Raw genomic sequence first — 17,599 nt, 5'->3', positions numbered from 1 at the left:
CGGTGGCCTATATTAGCTAATTCACGGCGCAATGACAACCTTCACCTCCCCACTCACGCCATTTTGTTCTGCTCATTTGGAAGAAAAAAAAATGGGCGCCACGGCATAACGCCGTAACACCCATGGGGGGAGGGAGGGTATGTCAAACGTACAATAACCCTCGCACATTGTCAACCCTTTTTCTCCGAATTTTTCATATGCAGCAGTTTTTTCCCTTTTCAGCTCAATTCAACGGCAAATGCAACACCAGCCGTTTGCATGTTTCGTGAAGAGTTTGCAGAATACGGACATTCAACATCTCATATATGGAGGAGACCATGGCCGACAAGAAGCTGAGCGGAGACGTGTATTATCCATCATTCGAGCATCTCGGCGAGCCTCACGTGCGTGACCGTGAAACGCTCGAGCAGGAAGCGGAGAAGGATTACGAAGGCTTCTGGTCCCGCCATGCAGAGGAACTCGACTGGTTTGAGCCTTACGAAAAGGTACTTGACGACAGCAACGCTCCCTTCTACAAGTGGTTCACGGGGGGAAAGACCAACATCGTCTACAACTGTGTTGATCGCCATGTGCTCACCCCGCGAAGAAACAAACTCGCGCTGATCTGGGAGGGCGAGGATGGCGAATTCCGTTCCCTCTCTTACTTCGCATTGCGCCGGGAAGTCTGCAAGTTCGCCAACATCCTGAAGAGTCTCGGGGTGGAAAAAGGTGACCGGGTAACGATTTATATGGGACGCATCCCTGAACTGATGCTCGCCATGCTGGCGTGCGCGCGCATCGGCGCCATCCATTCCGTGGTCTATGGTGGATTCTCGGTCGAAGCCCTGCATGAAAGACTCGAAGACAGTCAGTCCAAAGTACTGATCGTCGCCGACGGCGCCTATCAGCGCGGAAAAATCGTTCCGCTGAAGGATATCGCCGATGAGGCGCTGCAGCGCGCAGCGACGGTACAAAGCGTGCTGGTGGTCAAGCGAACGGGACAGGAAGTAAACATGCAGCAGGGTCGCGATCTTTGGTACCATGACCTTATGATGCTTCCCATCGCGTCGAGCAGCTGCAACATGGAAGTGATGGATGCGGAGGATCCGCTTTTCCTGCTCTACACATCCGGTACGACTGGTAAGCCCAAGGCCATCCTGCATACTCATGGAGGATATATGGTCGGCACGTATACGACGCTGAAATACGTATTCGACATACAGGATCAGGACAGGTATTGGTGCGCAGCCGATCCCGGGTGGATTACAGGGCATTCGTACATCGTTTACGGTCCCCTGCTCAATGGAGCAACCAGTTTCATGTACGAAGGCGCTCCGACCTTCCCCTACCCCAACCGCTGGTGGCAGATGATCGAACGCTATGGCATCACGATTCTGTATACAGCACCGACAGCGATTCGCGGACTCATGCGTTTCGGCGATGCCTGGGCTGATCGTCATGATCTGAGCACCCTGCGCCTGCTTGGCTCCGTCGGTGAACCAATCAATCCGGAAGCGTGGAAATGGTATCATCGTGTGATCGGCAAGGAACGCTGTCCTATCATGGACACCTGGTGGCAAACCGAAACGGGCATGTTCATGATTACGCCCATCCCCTCGGATCCGTTGAAACCCGGCTCGGGAGGCAAACCGTTTCCGGGACTGCAGATGGAAATTGTGGACGAGGCAGGCAAGCCCGTCGGTCCCGATGAAGAAGGCTTCCTCACGATTAAAAATCCCTGGCCCGCAATGCTCCGCACGATCTATGGAGATCCCGACCGCTACGTCGAACAGTACTGGAAACGCTACCCGGGCAGTTACATGACAGGCGATGCGGCGAAACGCGATGCGGATGGGTATTTCTGGGTGATCGGACGCGTGGACGATGTGATCAAGGTCAGCGGGTATCGCCTGGGCACCGCGGAAATTGAGAGCGCACTGGTTTCGCATCCCGCCGTTTCCGAAGCGGCGGCAATCGGACTTCCTCACGAAGTGAAGGGCAATGCCATTCATGCATTCGTCATCCTGAAAACGGGCATCGAGGCACATGAACAGCTCGAGGAGGAACTGCGAAAGCATGTGGGACATGAAATGGGGCCGATCGCAAAACCGGAGAAGATCGACTTTGTTGATTCCCTGCCGAAGACGAGAAGCGGGAAAATCATGCGTCGCGTTCTTCGTGCCCGGGCCCTCGGTGAGGACCCCGGGAATCTCGCGACCCTTGAAGAATAGCCCGGAATCGCCTGTTTTGTTCAGGAAACTGTAATCCCTGATTCAGCCGCCTGTAAGGTTGCGATGTTAGTTTTCCCCAGTCAGCGTTCCTTCGCCCTTTCTCGAATCGATGGGAATGCACGACCCGCGGACGAACATCGCTTCGCCGCTGAATGATGGATTACAGTATTCTTGAATAAACAGAGGTGATTTCGTGGACAAAATCCTTACGACGATACTTATCGGGCTCGTCGCAACCACCGTCCTCACCACCTTCAATGTATTTGGTGAAAATCCTGCTGAAGAAATCGACAAGCTCTTCAACAGTTCGGAGCTGCAGGCAAAAGACCTGGCCGCCAGCGGCGTCGAGTACGCCATTCAGCAGCTGGAAGCCAATGCCGACTGGGCATCGCAAAGTACACCCACACGCATAGATCTGCCCGGCGTCGATCTTTATGTTGCAACAACGGGTGGCTCAGATCCCTGCGACATCAATCGTCCCCTGCAGAACGCGCGCTTCATTACATCCCGCGCTCTTGTGGACAATGAAGAGGTCACCGTGCAGGCGATCATCGACCGACCAAAAGACGGTGCCCTTCCGAATGCACTCAGCTATGCGCTATACACCGGCAACCGTCTGAACATCAATGACCAGATTCTCGTGCAGGATTTCGGCAATGTGCTGCGGAACACCAACGTGCACACCAACGGCTATCTCGGTGTCAGTGGACAGGGACTTGTCGAGGGCTTCGGCACCTACACTTCAGGAATAAGCACTGAAGGGGCAAAGCTTGCGAGCGTTTTCACCCCGCGTATCAACGAAGGCGGCAGTGGAGTGTTCCGTCACCCCACAATCGAAATGCCTGCCATCGAACCTGCTGACTGGGGGAGCATCGCGACCCGGACATACGCGTCCAGCACGACGTTGCGGGGCGACATCAATCTCGGTACACCCGACAGTCCCGGGGTCTGGCGAATTCGCGGTCACCTGAACCTGCGTGCAAACGTTCGCGGCTGTGGCATCCTCCTCGTCGAAGGCGATCTGCGCCTGTACTCGAATGAAGTGCGCAACCTTCTTCGTGAAAAGGACGAGGAACTTCTCATCGTGGTCGCAGGAAATGTCTTTGCCGAGGACGCAAAGGCACATGCCAATATTGTTTGCGGGGGTTCGTTCTTCGCAAGCGGGAATGTCATGCTCATCGGATCGCTTATCACGCATGAAGATGTGATGAATGTTGGCTCGCTCGATATCTACTACCGCCCCCTTTCCGATGACCTCGGTACACGCGTGTGGAAAACCGGCGCGCAGCCTCCCCGCATCGCGATGTACTACGAATGATCGCTCCCAGATAGACATTCACTGTTCCGTCTTCTCGAATACGGGCATGCCGCCTCCGGTGGGATGCCCGTTTTTTATCCTTCCGGTTCCGGCATTTTTTTCACCGCGACGCTGTTGTGCATTAAGGAAGAGCATTCACATGGATTGAGAAATGGCACGAATCCTGCTCCTCGGAGCGACCGGATATATTGGTGGAAGACTGCTGCCGCGCCTGCTGCAGCAGGGTCACGATGTCCGCTGTCTCGTCCGGAACCCGAAAAAGATTCCGGAACGTGATGCAGCGACCTCAGACATCGTGCAGGGCGATGTGCTGCGGCCCGACACACTTGCAGCTGCGTTTGAAGGGATCGACCAGGTATTCTATCTCGTCCATTCCATGTCTGCTGGCAATTCGGATTTTGAACAGCAGGACCGCGCAGCCGCGACGAATGTGTCACAGGCCGCCGCTGCGGCTGGTGTGAAGCGTATCGTCTACCTGGGTGGACTCGGGAAACGCGACGAGGAGCAGAGCCCGCATCTCAGGAGCAGGCACGAAGTCGGCGACATACTCAGATCGAGCGGCATCCCGGTCACGGAATTCCGTGCAGCGGTAATTGTCGGATCCGGCAGTGCCTCCTTCGAAATGATGCATCACCTCGTCAACCGTCTTCCTGCAATGGTTACCCCACGCTGGGTGGATGTAGGAACGCAGCCATTGGCCATCGCCGATCTGTTGGTGTACCTCGTTGAAAGTGTGGAGAATGAAGCCGCCACGGGGAAAATTATAGACATTGGCGGACCGGAAACGCTCACGTACCGGGAAATGATGCTGACGCTTGCCCGCGTACTGGGCCTCAGGCGAGTTATCATCCCTGTTCCGGTTCTGACGCCGAAACTCTCGTCGTACTGGGTGAATCTGGTTACGCCCATTCCTTTCTCGCTGGCAACATCGCTCATCGAAAGCGTGCGAAGCGAAACCGTTGTCACCAATGACCTCGCACGAAAGCTTTTCGACCTGCAGCCCATGCCATTCGAAGAGGCCGTCAGACGCGCGCTGCGCAAACTCGAAACGTATGACGTCGAAACGACATGGAGTCAGGCCGGCACTCCGCCTGTCCCACAGTCCCTGGATCCCTCGCATCTGCTGAGCGATTCGCGCACGCTCCGTTGCGAAGCACCGGCAGCAACACTTTTTTCAAAGGTCGCCTCCATCGGTGGAGATACCGGCTGGTACTATGCGAACATGCTGTGGCGCATACGGGGCTTCATTGACAAACAGGCTGGCGGAGTAGGATTGAGGCGCGGAAGGCGGCATCCCACGGAACTGCATCCGGGCGAGGCACTGGATTTCTGGCGCGTCGAAGAAATTGAACCCGGCAGGAGGCTCCGCCTTCGTGCGGAAATGCGTGTCTGGGGACGTGCCTGGCTGGAATTTCGTATCGAACAGGCGAAGAACGGGGGTTCCACCCTCATACAAACTGCTGAATATTACCCGAGTGGACTCGCGGGACTACTGTACTGGTACGGCATCTATCCTGTTCATGTACTCGTCTTTCGCGGCATGGCCCGGGCGATTGTCCACAGCGCAGAAACCGCTGCTGCGACCTGAGAAGTGAATTCCTCAAAGACAATTCATCTATGGTGCATACATGATTTTCATAATAATTCTCGGATTCATCGCCGGTGGTGTGGCTTACCTGCACAGCGCGGAACAGTTCGGCGCGCAGCCGGAAGGGGAACATCTCAGGCATATCGCGGAATCACCGCAGTATCATGACGGAAGATTTCGCAACATCAACGGAGCGGATGTGGAAATGAGCTTTTCAAAAGGTATGGAAGCGATGTATGAGATGATCACAGCGAAAAATACCAAACCGTCACACCCCCTTCCGACGGATTTCCCTGTTGCCTGGGGTGAACCGCCTGCGGACGATGGCTCCTACGCCGTCACCTGGTTCGGCCATTCCGCAGTCATGCTCGAGCTCGACGGCAAACGCCTCCTGCTCGACCCGATGCTTTCCGGCGCCGCCTCCCCCCTCCCGATATTCGGAAAGCGCTTCCCGCTCGAAACCGGAATCAACCTCAAGGATATACCTCCCGTGGACGCCGTGCTGATTTCTCATGATCACTATGACCATCTGGATCACAAGAGCATCACCATACTGGCCGACCGGGTCGGACATTTTTATGTGCCGCTCGGTGTCGGTGCGCATCTCAGCCGCTGGGGTATTGAAGGGAAACGGATTACGGAAATGGACTGGTGGGATGAAGCCGAAATAGATGGGATTCGTATCGCAGCTACCCCGGCACAGCACTTCTCCGGGCGCTCTCTGAACGATCGCAACAAGACGCTCTGGGCATCATGGGTGATGCAGGGGCGAGCCATCCGCATCTTCTTCAGTGGGGACAGCGGGTATGGACCGCACTTTACGGAAATCGGCAAACGCTACGGCCCCTTCGACTTCACGATGATGGAATGCGGCCAGTACAACGAGAAATGGCGCGCCATTCACTCACTCCCTGAAGAAAGTGTCGAAGCGCATCGCGATGTGCAGGGCAAACTGATGATGCCGATCCACTGGGGAGGATTTACGCTTGCTCCACATGAGTGGACCGACCCTGTAGTTCGCGTGCGCAAGGAAGCGCAACGCCAGGGTGTCATTCTGGTGACACCCCGAATCGGACAGCGCATGTTTCCGGCAGACGAACAGCCACAGGAAGCATGGTGGCGGGAATAAGTGGCCTATCCACCCATCTCAACCAATGGGAACAGAGCTTAGCGTAGTACCACCAATTGCGATGTCCGAGAATCTCCTGCCAGTCGAAGCAGGTACGTGCCCGACGGGAGTCCTGCAGTATTGATGGCATGATGCCGCAAGGCACCGGCCGTCCCTTGACTGTAAACGCTCCGCACCTGTCGACCGAGCATATCATAAAGCTGCAGATCACAGGCAGCCGCTTTCGGTGCATTCAGCTCGACATGCAGGATGCGGTTTTCCGCCGGCACAGGCTGCGGATAACATGCCGTGATGCTGGGATTCAACGCAGCGGCTTCGTCCTGTCGCACATCCGTTATTTTGGTCATCTCCATGAGCATAATGCCAGCCGGGTCAATGCTCCATTCGACGACCTCTTCATCCAGCACACCCGGAAGCTGCAGTATGTCTTCTTCCTGTGGATGCAGCCATCTGGTTATTTCCACTTCCTCGCCGTTCTTCATTGTGAGTTTGAATACCAGAGGCAACTCATACAGACACCACCCCCTGTCCGTCTGCAGCTGACGAATCCGGATGCGCATCGGATCACCGGATGACGCCGCGACACGCTTCGCGGTCAGAATCGGCCACCCTTTTTCATAGACCCATTGCTGGAAATACTGCTGCAAAGGCACCTGTGTGATTTCCTCCATCACAGCGCGGAACATTTCCGTTGTGACGTTCGCATAGCGGTAGCGTCGAAAATACTCGTGCATCGCCGCATGATAGAGAGAGTCGCCGACGACGTGCCGCAGCATGTTCAGAACCAGGGCGCCTTTGATGTAGATAACACTCGAGTAATTGAAAGGTGCGCCATGCCCCATGTAATTATACAGCGGCTGGATACCCTCGCTCACTGCGACTCCCTTGATATACAGATTTACATAGGAATGCATGTGATCGTCAAGACGCGCCTGCATCGTGGTGTTTGCACGATAGAGAATTTCGCTGTACATCGCGAAGCCTTCGCTCAGCCAGTTCTCCCTGAGGTCCATCGGTGTGACGCAATTCCCGAACCAGTGATGGGCCAGTTCATGTGCTTCCACTTGCGGCCTGGCAACTTCCCCGAGGTCCTCATGTTCAAGTATGACGAGTGTGTGTGATTCCTGGGACCCGGCGTCCGTTATTGCAAAACCAATTTTCTCGCCCGGATATGGCCCGTATTCCTGCTCAAATGTGGCGATCATGTCCGGCAGTCGTTCAAAGTACTTGTCCACCTCAAGCGAAAACCCTTTTTCCACGTAATATTCGACGGGGTACCCCATGCATTCGCGCTGAATGCGATAGTACGGTCCGACTGCCCAACCCGCGGTATGCGGATGGATGGGATCGCGCATACGCCAGTGAAAACGCGAGCGCGCTCCGTCGCACTGCTGGTCGATGAGAGTCCCCTGTCCTGCGGCGACGATACCCGCGGGCACGTCATACGTGATATCGTAAATGGCCTTATCCGCAAAGACGTTGTTGCACGGGAGCCAGTGACAGGTGGTGGAGACATACCAGTCGACTGAGGACTGTGCCTTCGCGGATACGACATGTTCCCCGAACATCACACCAGTACGATACATCCCTGGTGTGACAGCGGGATGCGTGCCGGCATAATGCACGGTAACAATGGTTGTATCGAGTGAAGCGAGCGGTGAGGGGAAGGTGACGGTAAGTACGCTGTCAATCTGCGACCATGCAATATCACTCCCCTCCATTCGCACTGCGCTCACGGTGTTCTCACGCAGATCGAACGACACTGCTGGTATTGGCGACCGGGAGGTGTTGCGGAGGAGGATATCAGCTTCCCCGGCGATGGAGCGGTGCTCGATATCAAATGTCAGCAGCACGTTGTAGCGGATGACATCACATTCGTGATGCTGTGCCTGCAGCATTCGAGGCAGAAAAGAGAGGAAAAGTATGCAACTGAGTAGAAGACGGCTGGTGGCAATGCGCATGATACACCTCACAGTTCACGGATGGAAGGAGACTGATGGTGCTGTTCATCATTGACTGCCGATCGGAGAACCGGCGGGTGGCCGCTTCGTGCGGCCACCGTCGCATTACAAGTGTGTCTTACGAAAAGATAGAAAGAACTGCGAATATTGGTATATGGGGACGATTTTCTGCCCTCCGCTACACACCCCACAGGTCCATGGTGTTCACAGTATGTCCCTGAAGTTTCAGGTAATAGTACAGCTGTCCCTTGTGCTGCTTGAGGTGATCGACCATCTGCAGCATGCGAATGGCGAGCGGAAATTCCATCGGATCCCAAGGTGCTTTTGCTATCACAGTGTGGAGTTCTTCTTCAGAAACGGAGTCGAGCATCTTGAGCGCCAGTGCCTTGTCCGCCAGCAGTTTCTCCACTGCTTCCTCGACAGAAGACACTGCCGGCATATTGTCTGCCACCGGCAGCATATCGGGCTCTCCGGATGCATCCGTCGGCATATCTGTCGGGAAGTCCCAGTCGCCGGTCACGAAGCCCTTGATATTACTGCCGCAGGCTTCGGCAACGTGATAAAGCAGTTGCCCGGTACTCATCCAGTTTGTTCCGCTTTCCGGCTTCCAGTCGAGCCTGCTGTCGTCAACTCTTCGCATGAGTTTTTCCGTCACACCGTAGTTATACTCGATTGCCCCGGTAAGTGTACTTTTCCAATCCACCACGACCTCCGAACTGATTAAAAAATATGGGGAAGAAATTTATTATAGCACTGTGCGGCGAATGCTGCAACAGCGAAAAAAAGGCCCGACATTGCAGCCGGGCCAGAGAAGTGTCCTGAGTTTTAACAGACGAGTTGAACCTTATTGCATATCCGCAGTGTGTTTCACGACGTATGCCTGGACCACACCGTTGTCCCACTCGTATTCAAACTCGATGCTATAGTTGATCGTTGAGATGTGATCATCAGTATAGTGTCGCATGACACCTTCGTTGTCCTCGACAGAGATATCCATATGCGTCACTTGTTCTGATCCGAGCTCGATCGCCTCGCTCTGAGATTCTGTTGGCGGCGGCATGGGCAGATCTACAGTGATGACACCATTGCTGCCCTCTCCCCTGCTGACGATTACCCCGCCACCGGGCAGGGATTCGTCGGCCTCCCAGGCCGGTTCAAACAGGATGTTGACAGATTTGCTGTCGGCAAGTGCCCATGCAATGCTGGCAAGCACGAGCAACAGGGCGATGATGCCGGTAAATCGTTTAAGCGAATTCATGAAGGCCTCCTATGAAGGGATGTGAGTTGGAACCGTTTGTTTTCAGTCCTTGAATTGCAGAGATATTCCGAACGATGCCGACTGATCAAGCTGGCGGCGCTTTGAATAATTCGGATCATAGACAACGCGAACGTCATAGTTCAACGCAAAGACGTTGTATTTAAGTTTGAGCTCAGCCTCGCCAATGGCGTGCGGCGTACTGAAGAAGCTGCTTAGACTTCCCTTGGAAAGCGCAACGCCAAAGGTGCGAAACGTCAGCTGCAAATCTTCCGTGAGGTCATTGAGGTATTCAAAGTTCACGAGACCGCTGTAACCGGATTCGAGTTTGACGCTGCGCGCACGGCGTATCGCTGAGAGCGGGTTATCCGGATCGACGTTCAGGCGCCGTTCACCCGTCAGCAGGAACCCCGAGGAGACGGTCTGCTGGAATGCATACCCGACGCCATAGCGCAGACTCAGGCGTTGTGTTTCACTGTCGGATTTCCAGTCGACCCAGTGTCCGAGATACAGCGTCTCATAGAAGAATGCGGGGTCCATAAACTTCGTCGGCTGTCCGTCCGTTTCACCGTGAGCCATGTCCGTCTCCATCGTGACTTCGAGGAAAAGACTGACGTCGTAGTTCTTGGATACAATCACTGATGGAATAACGGAAACAACGAGATCATCCCTGAGATTTCTCGGACCGCGGTCAGAATAGGCCTGCCTCTTGAAGTCCGCATTGAGATACGATTTGATATGCAGCAGTCCAACATCGAATGCCATGTTCGATCGCAATTGACTGTAAAACGTCAAGAGCAGAATCTCGGCATCTTTCTGCTGCTCTGTTGCCAGGGAGAAGTAAAAGGACGGTTCCACCAGGTATCTGAACGTGGTTTCTTCCGAATACTTGGGAGCGCGCTGTGCTGCTGCGTCCGGCACCAGAAGCAGCCACAGCAAAAACAAGGAGATTGCGTAGCGCAGCATGTGTAGTCCGTTTTCCGGAACGACGCCTGAAACATAGCGTGTTCTCACTTGCATCACCTGACGCGCAGATACGCCAGCGGTCCGTGATGTGAACAGCCCCCTCGTCTTGCCGACGAAAGCGTGCTCATTTAGAAAATGAAAACTGATGAACAGATTAAAATAGGACCGGTCGCATCACAAATGCAATTTATCTATCTTCGATCTTCGCAAATAGGAGGGGAATTCGTATATTTTTGTGTACATCCTCACCAAATACAAATAACTGTTCTTTCGAGCATTGAGTACGCCCCGGGAAACCCGGCAGGATATTATGAAATTTGTTGTGTCCGTTTTATTTCTGCTGTCCTTCACCTCGCCGGTGATGGCACAGCTGTCCGACACCCTTTCCAGAAAGATTCAGGAAGTTCCGCTCGGAAAGGAACGTGTCGATGTGATGAACGATCTGGCCTGGGAGCTGCGTCACAACAATCCTGATGAGGCGTTCGAGCTCGCACTGATCGCGCAGCGACTCGCCGACTCACTGCAGTACGAAGAGGGACTCGGCTGGGCGTACCGCAATGAGGGCGTTGTCGACTACATCCTCGGCAACTATGCAGACGCGGTTACTTCGAACATGAAAGCGTTGCGCATTTTTGAACGGCTCGAAGACAACAATGGGATCGCCTCCTGCTATCTGAATATCGGGGTAGTACACTGGCAGGTTGACAATCACGATGACGCGCTTCGCTATTTCAAGGATGCACTCAAACTGAATCCCGCCGCACAACAGCGGGCGACGGCCAATGCCAATATCGGGCTCATATACACCGAACGGGCAGACTATGATCAGGCGCTCGAATATTCCGAACGTGCGCTCGAGATCTACCGCGCGTCGAACGACAAGCTTGGTGAATCGACGGCGCTCAACAACATTGCGTGGATATACGAAAAACAGCTCAAGTTCAACAGGGCGGAAAAACAGTATCTGCAGAGTCTGAGGATCCGAGAGGGACTCGGCGATCAGCGCCGCATCGCCAGCGTGTGCATCAGTCTCGGCGAGGTGAATTCCGCAAAAGGAAACAACAACAAGGCACTGTCCTATTTCTCCCGTGCCCTGGCACTGTCACGGCAAATCGGCGACAAGCAGCAAACGCAGGATACCTATGCCGCGATGGCGGAGACCTACGCATCAATGCAGAATTTCAAAGAAGCGTACCGATATCACATTCAGTACGCGGCGATGAAAGACAGCATCATCGATGAACAGAAGGCGCTCGACATCGCAAAGCTTGAAGCCAATTACCGCATCGAGCAGGCCGAACAGGAAGTGATGCTGCTCAAGCGCAGCCAGCAGCTGCAGCGCACCATCGTGTACGCGACTTCAGGGGGACTGCTCCTCGTGCTGATTTTTTCGGTCATCATCTTCCGCGCTTACCGCAGTAAGTCGCGGATCAACAGGCAGCTTGAAGCAACGCAGAAGCAGCTGATCGTACAGGAGAAACTGGCATCGCTCGGACAGCTCACCGCCGGCATCGCACATGAGATTCAAAACCCACTCAATTTCATCAAGAATTTCTCCGAAGTCTCGCGCGAGCTGCTCGATGAGATGCAGGAAGTCGGGCTCGAGCCTGATCAGCGCCACCAGCTCATCAATGATCTTCGGCAAAGTGTGGAGAAGATTCTTGAGCATGGGAAACGTGCCGATGGAATCGTACGTGGCATGATGCTCCATGCACGCAGTTCTTCCGAAGAAAGACAATTTGCGGACGTCAACAGCATTCTCGAATCGGTCGTCGAGCTAGCGGGACATGCAACAACTTCGCTGCAGCTGGGTGAGCAACCGGTGTTCGAAAAAGAACTCTCATCCATGCTCCCGACTGTCAAAATCGTACCGCAGGATTTGAGTCAGGTTTTCCTGAATATTCTCAACAACGCCATCGATGCAACACGCGAACGCGCACTCAAGCATGAAGACGACGCATACGCTCCACATATCACCCTTCGTACTTCCGTACGCAACCGCGCGGTGGAGATTCGGATTCACGACAATGGCACGGGTATTCCCGAAAATGTGCGCAACCGCATTTTCGAGCCCTTCTACACGACGAAAGAAACCGGCAAGGGGACGGGACTCGGGCTCTCGATCTGTTACGATATCATCGTTCACAAATACAACGGAACGATGGAGGTGCTTTCTGAGGAAAACACGTTCACGGAATTTGTGGTAACCCTCCCCAGCGAGTAAGTTGTCGTATAGATACATGCCTGACTGTAGCGTTCCGGTGGTCTTCTCGCGCAGCATGAAACTCATACGCATCCCAATATTCCTCCTCCTTTCAGCTCTCGCTCTCACACCAGTGCTTCCGTTGCACTGCCTGCAGGCGCAGGTGATTGAAACGCCCTGTCCCCCAACCCGTCAGTATCTCTTTCCCGATGTCGCCGATTCCCTCCGATGGGTGGAATTGCAGCAGGATTTCAACCGCCGCGATTCACTGTACGCATTCGACGTCAGGGAGACGGACCGGGATACGCTCATCCTGATCAGCGATTCCCTTCTGCAGCTAAGCGAGGCGCTGTTCGGAAGGGATCCACACCCTGCTCTGCTCATCGCACTTAAATACAGCGCCGATGCCCGCTCCATGACGGATGCACAGTGGGGCAGCACGCACTATCGCCTCGCAGACAGTCTCTACCACAGCGTGTACCCATGCGAATCGGCGTTCAGCGTTGACTTACGCAACGGTCAGGGGATGTTCGCCTGGCTGCGGGAGGATTATTCCGCGGCGGAAGCATTCTTCGCAAGCAATCAGGAAACACTCGAACATCTTGGCGTCGCCGACTCCACCAAGCTCGCCGACAACCGGTACTGGCTCGGTCTGGTGCGCCACCAGATGGGAAATTATCACAGCGCCGTAGCCACCTTCGAGCGGGCAAAGGAGTGTTACCTCGCTCTCGGCGATAGTGCCACGGCGGCGGACTGCCAGTATTACCTTGCAGAGGGATTGTTCCTGACTCAGAAATTCGAGCAGAGTGAGGCGGCTTACAGGACACAGCTCCAGATGCAGGAAGCGCTGCATGGACGCATCGCGAACCCGACCATCGATGCCCTGCTTGAACTCGGTGATTTCTATCAGCATTGTGGCCGCTACAGTGACGCGCAATCCGTACTGACGGACGCCATGCAGCGCACTCGTCATCCTTCCTCCGCGGTCTCACCGACAACACAGTGGTCCCTTCAACTCACACTGGGCAACGTGCTGGAAGCCATCGGTGATGGTGCCGGCGCGGAAGAAGCCCTGCGTGAAGCTGCATCGCTTTCCGTCAGAGTCCCACAGGAATTCCGCGCGAACGTGATGGTGACGAGCTACAACAACCTCACGGTCTTTTTCCTCCGGCGGGGGCGCAACAGGCAAGCAGAGCAGATACTGCACAAATCCATGCAGCTTCTCGATTCGCTCGACGAAGGACGCGTGTTGCGCTTGCTCCGGGCAAAAATGTTCGGAACCCTGGGAAATATTAACCAGGCAATGCATCGTTTTGACGAAGCGGAGGGCAACTACCTTGAGGCCATTCGTCTTTTCGAGGAGGTCCAGGGAAAGGACGCCCGGGACCTGATATACCCCCTCAGCAATCTGGCACTGTTCTACAGGGAAAAGGGACAGCCGGAACGTGGCTATCCACTGCAGCAGCGAGCAATCAGCCTGCATCGCGCATTCTGGGATCGAGAGCATCCTCGGCTCGGGGTCATGCTGCGGAATCTCGCATCGATTGAACTCGCAATGGGGGAAGACGACAGCGCACTGACGCATGTGCGACAGGCAATCACGATACTGGGACACTCGTATGAGGATGTACAGTTCGACCTCATCAACAGCCTCTATGTCTACGCGACCTGGCTGCTGCGACACCCGAACCATGACGAGGCGGTCGAGGTCATGACCCGTCTTGTCGATGCCTGCGGTGAGAGGCTGCGTGCATCATTCGCCTTCGAAAGTGAGGAACAACAGCTGCTCTTGCACAGTGACCTGGTCTCGCGCTACCTGGCGACAGTTGCGCAATGGGCAGTGCTGCCTGCGGCTCCGCCGGAAGCGGCTCAGATTCTATACGACGGGATTCTCAAACTCAAGGGTGCTGTACTCACGGAGAACCTCAGGCTGCGGGCGTCGATGCATCTTCATACTGCGGAAAACGCGTTATATGATGAACTGACGCAGGCACGTTCGCAGTATGCATCTCTCATCTCACGTACCTCCAATGAAGCGGAGGAGGGACTCGACGAGCTGAAGCGACACCTCATCCAGCGCATCGATTCTCTCGACGCCCGTTTGCGCAGTGTCAACGTGCGCTATGACCAACACCGCAGTCTTGAAACCGCAACCTGGCGGAATATTCAGCGTGTTCTCCGGCCGAATGAGGCTGTCGTGGAATATCTCGCTGTTCCACGAAACAGCCTGTCTGATTCGCTGCAGTACTATGCCGTTATACTTTCGAAACACGGGTCGGCCGCGGCAGTGGATCTGGGCGGCGAACATGCCATCCGGGACGTGCTCACGAAACCTGGACTGGGCGGGTATCCTGCGATGCTCACTTCGCCCCGTGACATGAATGCATTGTACAATACCGTTTGGGCGCCGATCACGCCGCACATCAAGGAGGCCAAACGGGTGTATGTTGTGCCTGACGGACTTCTTCACAGGCTGCCGTTCGCAGCGCTGCTGCCGGATACGCTGAACGGGTGGCAGCACTGTCTCGATGCAAAGGTCGACCTACACCGTCTGACAGGCAGCAAACAGCTTCTCGATCAGCGACAGTCTTCACTGCTCGACCAACCTGTCGCCCGGGACATCCTGTTGTTGGGAAATCCGGACTTCTCCGATCCTTCCCTGCCGTCGTCATCAGACAGACGAGGCTGGAAAGCGCTCCCGGGCACCGCCCGCGAACTCACGCGCATCGCTGGCATCTGTGACTCCCTCGGTATGCAGACCACCGTGCTGGAACATGACAATGCAACAGAACAGAAACTTGCTGCTTCCTGCGCGCTACATCCGCGTTTCATCCACCTGGCAACGCATGGCTTTTTCCTGCCTTCCCGCGACATGGCAAAAGAAGTCGACACTCCTCCTGACAGCATTCAGCGCGGACGATCCTTCCTTGCATACGAGCAGCACCCACTACTGCGCTCGGGTCTGATTCTTGCACATGCGAATCCGGCCTGGACCGGAACGACACTCCCCCCTGACCGGGATGACGGCATCCTTACCGCCATGGAGGTCGCACAACTCCCACTGAGCGGGACTGAACTCGTGACACTCAGCGCATGTGAAACCGGACTCGGTGATATCCGTATCGGCGAGGGCGTTTTTGGTCTGCAACGATCCTTCTTTTCCGCCGGGGCATCCGCGCTGCTCATGAGCCTATGGGTTGTGCCCGATCAGCTCACCGTCGGCTTCATGGCTGATTTCTACTCGACCTGGCTCGCGGGCGCCTCACTGGCCGATGCACTACGCGGCGCACGCGCCCGGCTCCGCGCCCGCTATGACGACCCACGAATCTGGGCAGCCTTTACGCTCATCAGTCCCTGAATGATATTGTCTGCTCTCCGATTGAAGTAAAAAAAAACCGCATCCAAAAGAATGCGGTTTTTGCAGGCTTCCCCGGCAGCGTAAATTGCACACCGGATCATGTAAAAATAATCTGGGCATTACCTGACATCTCGTAAAACTGTCCGACACTGATGATATCATCGACCTGGGGACAAAAATCGTCTTTCGTCAGGTGGAACATATCAACGGTGGCTTTGCATGCATACATCTCTCCTCCGGCGTCGTGTATCATTTCCAAAAATTCACGAACAGGAGGAATGTCGAGTGTTTCCATTTCCTTTTTCATCTTGGAGGTCGCAAATGCAGACATGCCGGGAATGGAACCGAGAAGCGTCGGGATATGCATGGCCGGGTTTCCTACAGTCGCCACCTTCAGATTATCCAGACGTTTATCGATGATCGCATCGAGACCGAAAAAGGTAAAAAACAACGTTGCCTCGATACCCTCCATCCTCGCACCATTTGCCATAATCAGTCCGGGGTACACTCCTTCCAGGGAACCACGTGATACCACTATGGATACTTTTTCGATGGGTTCAGCCATAATTTCTCCTGTTAAGTTAGATGCAGCCCTTCGGTTTCGGCAAGCCAGCTATCTTCGCGGCTTTTTTCGCTGGTCCTTTCGGAAAAAGCTGGTACAGCTCCTTGGTATTGACACCGCTTTCCTTTGTCAGCTTTCGAATCGAAGGGGCATCCCCCTTAGCCTCGAACTCCTGGCGCATGAAGTCAATGACGATCCAGTGGCGATCCGTCAGGTTCCCGACACCCTCCTCTTCCGCTAGCGCCTGTGCGACGTCTTTATCCCAGTCCTCCCGATTTGCAATGTGGCCATCATCATCGAAAGCTATCGACTTTCCGGCCAGATCACGAGTCTCCATGTGTGCTCCTTATGTTAATGTGGTGGGCGGGTTTGCCGCTGGGTCATGCGGCGTGTTTGCGAGGTTCTTGAGAAACTCCAGCATGAATGCAATACCCCGCTTGACTTCAGGGGAATTGATTTCACGCACAAGAGTTGTGAGAGATACTTTCTCATCAATCGTGATGTCCAGCTTTTTGTAAACCACAAGCGCATTGTTCACGGCCTGCAGCATGTCCGGTTGGGTCAAACTTTTGATCGTATTCAGAATGGTCACGATGTTGTCCCCGAGTTGTTTGACGTCCTCGGCAGAAAAGCTTGTGACGACGGTATCCGTCATGCGAGACAATTCACGCAAGAATTCGAAGTACCCCTTCTGATCCATCTCATGCAGTCGGCGCATGAGGTCAATCGAAAGCTGGCGGGAAACGGGAGCGAAATCTTCAACAAAACCTTTCACACTTTCGAGTTGCTCGAAAGACCGGGTGATGTTGTTCACATTCCGAAGCAGTTTTTTACCGAGATGCGCCATATCTCCGGTACTGACCTCGTCGTGAATCTCCTCGAGTTCCTCCACCGTGCTCTTGTAGAGATCCCTGCCGACCCGCATCAGATCATCCTTCAGGTCCTCCATCTCCCGACGATGCCGCTGCTGATGCGCGAGTTCGGTGATGACGATATCAAGCTTGGAGTTAATCTCATCGATCTGTTCCTGCAGTTTTATTTCGTTCATG

General features: G+C 54.7%; 13 protein-coding genes. 6 read left to right on the top strand and 7 right to left on the bottom strand.

Annotated elements, in window-relative coordinates:
* Positions 1-317 precede the first annotated feature (317 nt).
* The 4 genes from acs to KQI65_03775 all read left to right on the top strand — a co-directional run bounded on the left by acs (position 318) and on the right by KQI65_03775 (position 6,245).
* A complete protein-coding gene (acs, locus tag KQI65_03790) occupies positions 318-2,210 on the top strand; it encodes an acetate--CoA ligase (GenBank protein ID MCB2203846.1) in 1,893 nt (630 codons plus the stop codon).
* Positions 2,211-2,403: 193 nt separating this feature from the next.
* Positions 2,404-3,528, top strand: coding sequence for a hypothetical protein (locus KQI65_03785; GenBank protein ID MCB2203845.1), 1,125 nt, complete (start codon positions 2,404-2,406; stop codon positions 3,526-3,528).
* A gap of 151 nt (positions 3,529-3,679) precedes the next feature.
* A complete protein-coding gene (locus KQI65_03780; protein MCB2203844.1) occupies positions 3,680-5,116 on the top strand; it encodes an SDR family oxidoreductase in 1,437 nt (478 codons plus the stop codon).
* 40 nt (positions 5,117-5,156) lie between these two features.
* On the top strand, positions 5,157-6,245 hold the full coding sequence (locus tag KQI65_03775; protein ID MCB2203843.1) for an MBL fold metallo-hydrolase: 1,089 nt from the start codon (positions 5,157-5,159) through the stop codon (positions 6,243-6,245).
* 38 nt (positions 6,246-6,283) lie between these two features.
* Here KQI65_03775 and KQI65_03770 read toward each other — a convergent pair whose 3' ends face one another.
* The 4 genes from KQI65_03770 to KQI65_03755 form a co-directional block, all read right to left on the bottom strand.
* Positions 6,284-8,206: a T9SS type A sorting domain-containing protein gene (locus KQI65_03770; GenBank protein MCB2203842.1), complete on the bottom strand. Its 1,923-nt coding sequence runs from the start codon at positions 8,204-8,206 to the stop codon at positions 6,284-6,286.
* Positions 8,207-8,384: 178 nt separating this feature from the next.
* The gene (locus KQI65_03765; protein ID MCB2203841.1) at positions 8,385-8,909 is read right to left on the bottom strand and encodes a DinB family protein; all 525 of its coding nucleotides are present in this window, start codon (positions 8,907-8,909) and stop codon (positions 8,385-8,387) included.
* 141 nt (positions 8,910-9,050) lie between these two features.
* Positions 9,051-9,464 (bottom strand): hypothetical protein, encoded by a 414-nt coding sequence (locus KQI65_03760; protein ID MCB2203840.1) that lies wholly within the window; start codon positions 9,462-9,464, stop codon positions 9,051-9,053.
* 42 nt (positions 9,465-9,506) lie between these two features.
* Positions 9,507-10,475, bottom strand: a complete 969-nt coding sequence (locus KQI65_03755; GenBank protein ID MCB2203839.1) for a hypothetical protein — start codon at positions 10,473-10,475, stop codon at positions 9,507-9,509.
* A gap of 262 nt (positions 10,476-10,737) precedes the next feature.
* Here KQI65_03755 and KQI65_03750 point away from each other — a divergent pair, with 262 nt between their 5' ends.
* Positions 10,738-12,651: a tetratricopeptide repeat-containing sensor histidine kinase gene (locus KQI65_03750; protein ID MCB2203838.1), complete on the top strand. Its 1,914-nt coding sequence runs from the start codon at positions 10,738-10,740 to the stop codon at positions 12,649-12,651.
* A gap of 16 nt (positions 12,652-12,667) precedes the next feature.
* Positions 12,668-15,988, top strand: a complete 3,321-nt coding sequence (locus KQI65_03745; protein MCB2203837.1) for a CHAT domain-containing protein — start codon at positions 12,668-12,670, stop codon at positions 15,986-15,988.
* Positions 15,989-16,085: 97 nt separating this feature from the next.
* On the opposite strand, the gene KQI65_03740 is transcribed toward KQI65_03745, so the two are convergent.
* The 3 genes from KQI65_03740 to KQI65_03730 are packed head-to-tail and all read right to left on the bottom strand — an operon-like array spanning position 16,086 to position 17,598.
* Entirely contained in the window at positions 16,086-16,553 is a 468-nt protein-coding gene (locus tag KQI65_03740; protein ID MCB2203836.1) for a DsrE/DsrF/DrsH-like family protein, read from the bottom strand.
* A gap of 16 nt (positions 16,554-16,569) precedes the next feature.
* A complete protein-coding gene (locus tag KQI65_03735) occupies positions 16,570-16,887 on the bottom strand; it encodes a TusE/DsrC/DsvC family sulfur relay protein (protein ID MCB2203835.1) in 318 nt (105 codons plus the stop codon).
* Between the two features lie 9 nt (positions 16,888-16,896).
* Entirely contained in the window at positions 16,897-17,598 is a 702-nt protein-coding gene (locus KQI65_03730; GenBank protein ID MCB2203834.1) for a DUF1641 domain-containing protein, read from the bottom strand.
* Position 17,599 lies beyond the last annotated feature (1 nt).

The organism is bacterium, assembly GCA_020444325.1.
Classification (GTDB): Bacteria; Bacteroidota; Ignavibacteria; order SZUA-365; family SZUA-365; genus BM516.
This window is presented reverse-complemented; position numbering and strand designations above follow the sequence as displayed.

Coding starts and splice junctions, on each gene's coding strand:
- acs (MCB2203846.1), top strand. CDS start 318: ATGGCCGACAAGAAGCTGAGCGGAGACGTGTATTATCCATCATTCGAG.
- KQI65_03780 (MCB2203844.1), top strand. CDS start 3,680: ATGGCACGAATCCTGCTCCTCGGAGCGACCGGATATATTGGTGGAAGA.
- KQI65_03775 (MCB2203843.1), top strand. CDS start 5,157: ATGATTTTCATAATAATTCTCGGATTCATCGCCGGTGGTGTGGCTTAC.
- KQI65_03770 (MCB2203842.1), bottom strand. CDS start 8,206: ATGCGCATTGCCACCAGCCGTCTTCTACTCAGTTGCATACTTTTCCTC.
- KQI65_03760 (MCB2203840.1), bottom strand. CDS start 9,464: ATGAATTCGCTTAAACGATTTACCGGCATCATCGCCCTGTTGCTCGTG.
- KQI65_03750 (MCB2203838.1), top strand. CDS start 10,738: ATGAAATTTGTTGTGTCCGTTTTATTTCTGCTGTCCTTCACCTCGCCG.
- KQI65_03745 (MCB2203837.1), top strand. CDS start 12,668: ATGCCTGACTGTAGCGTTCCGGTGGTCTTCTCGCGCAGCATGAAACTC.
- KQI65_03740 (MCB2203836.1), bottom strand. CDS start 16,553: ATGGCTGAACCCATCGAAAAAGTATCCATAGTGGTATCACGTGGTTCC.
- KQI65_03735 (MCB2203835.1), bottom strand. CDS start 16,887: ATGGAGACTCGTGATCTGGCCGGAAAGTCGATAGCTTTCGATGATGAT.
- KQI65_03730 (MCB2203834.1), bottom strand. CDS start 17,598: ATGAACGAAATAAAACTGCAGGAACAGATCGATGAGATTAACTCCAAG.